The 2,031-nt window shown below is 37.4% G+C and carries 1 protein-coding gene; it reads right to left on the bottom strand.

The annotated features are described in order from the left end of the window. Window positions 1-2,031: C80 family cysteine peptidase (locus BAZSYMA_RS06130; protein WP_143243125.1), on the bottom strand; the 2,031-nt coding region annotated here is incomplete at both ends.

Genomic DNA, 2,031 nt, shown 5'->3' on the forward strand with positions numbered 1-2,031 from the left:
TCAGAATCTCTATTACGAGCAGCCATTAATACTTGACTGTCTCTAGGGTTAGAGTGTACCACAACACTTACATTAAGGTCTCTACCAAATTTGTCTAAATCTTGTCCTTGTTTCAACACACTACCTTGATCAAACCAGTCGTTATCTTTTGGTGTTTTGATGTTGAGGTGTGATATAGAGGCATCTGAAGGCAGTGCTTCTTTAAACTGATGCAACATTTGCTCAGTTTCACTAAAACCTTTGGCTTTAACAAAAACTTTTAACGCACCCTTTAATTCACTAAGGCGTTTATTGTCGTAAATGCGTTCTATTTTTGGACTTCCATCTTTATCAATAGAAAGGGTAACATCATAATGCTCGTCTGTATAAGAATCCACAGGAATTATTTCACCCTTTTCATTGAACGCATAAGTTTTTTTAAAAATGTCAGATCGATATCTTGCACGAAAGTCGTCTGCGGAATCTACCGCAATTTTTCTACCATTTGGAAGCACACTTGTACTCACAAGTCTAACACTTACTTTGGCGTTACTTATCCCTCTTTTTTGCAACTTAGATAGAAGTTTTATTGCATACTCACCCTTTAAGTCACAAGGAACCAAACTGACTTTCCTTACGCTAGAATCCTCACCAGTAGCCTGCTCTATAGTGCTGATATATTCGGCAATTTCTTCAATACTTCTGTCTACAATACTGCCTAATTCACCATGTGCATTGATCATAACCTTAAGATCGCCTTTTGGTATTTGATCTAATTTAAGTCCGTATACAACTTTGTAATTACCATTTTTATCCATATGAACAATAGTGGTATTGTTTGGATATTTTTCTGCCAGTCGTATCTCATTTTGAATCAATTCTAAGTCATCTGTTGTTGTTATGAGAATTTGGCGTGTGTACCCTACAAATGGATCTGTAATGTGGTCCTGTCTTATGTTCCCTACCTCCCATTTCTCAAGTTTAGCTTGGGACTCCTCAGCCACTTGAATCTCATATTTTACAGTCAATATATCGTGTTTTAATTGTTCACGCATTTCAGGGCTGCGACTTGCAAGATCCAAGAACCATTCATGCGTTTTCTTTAATTTTTTAACTTTATCACCAACTTCCAGCACTTTGGCTGCTTCGTATTTTTCACGCACAAGTAGCACGGACTGCTCTAGTTCTGTTCTTCTTAAATCTTGTTCAATATCAGTAATAAAATCTTGCAAAACAGCGTTTACCCTGTTTAATTCTCCTATAATTTCTGAATTTGGGTTTGTTCTTAAATGCTCATCAAAATTCAACTTTAATGCCTTTAGTTCAGAATGGTAGAAGCCCAATTCATTTTCTCGTATTACACGAAAAGCATGAAGAGTGTCAGATAAAAGATCAGAATGCTTGCTTTGCTTTTTAGATGTGAATTTTTTACTCTTAAGCAACTCTTCCAATCTTTGTATTTCTTCATTAAGATTGATCAATGGGTTCTTTAGCGCTTCACTGTGGTTTTTAACCGTTTCAGTTTTTTGGCTTATTTCTCCTTTATCTGTATCCCAGCTATAAACTGTCTTGGTTCCTCCTGTTAGCATGGTTTTGGTGCCATTCGCATTGACTTCTATTTGTGTTGTTCTGCCAGTTACTTCGGCGTTGATGGTGCCATTACCGCCGTCATACAATCTTTGTGCAACTAATTGTGCTAAAGAGGTAATTTCAGTTGAAGTGCCACTTGAAGAGGGTTTGTCTGTTTCACAACCCACTAAGGCAATACGACCTTGCTCTGTTTGTTCTATTCTAAGTTTTGTTTGTAATTCGGTGATATAGGTAGCGAGTTGTTCAGCACCTATTGCTGCCATTTCAGATCCGTGAGCCACTACATTGATACGGTATTTGCCATTGACATTAAGGCTGACTTCGTTGCCACTTAAATCATAAACTGTGAGTTTGCCATTGTCGTTCATTTTGGCAATATAACTATTGTCTGGGTGTTTGCTGGTTAGGGCATTTGTGGCATTTCTAACGGTCTCATTATCTGAGAGTTGCAGGACTATATTA

The organism is Bathymodiolus azoricus thioautotrophic gill symbiont, from assembly GCF_001298715.1.
Classification (GTDB): domain Bacteria; phylum Pseudomonadota; class Gammaproteobacteria; order PS1; family Pseudothioglobaceae; genus Thiodubiliella.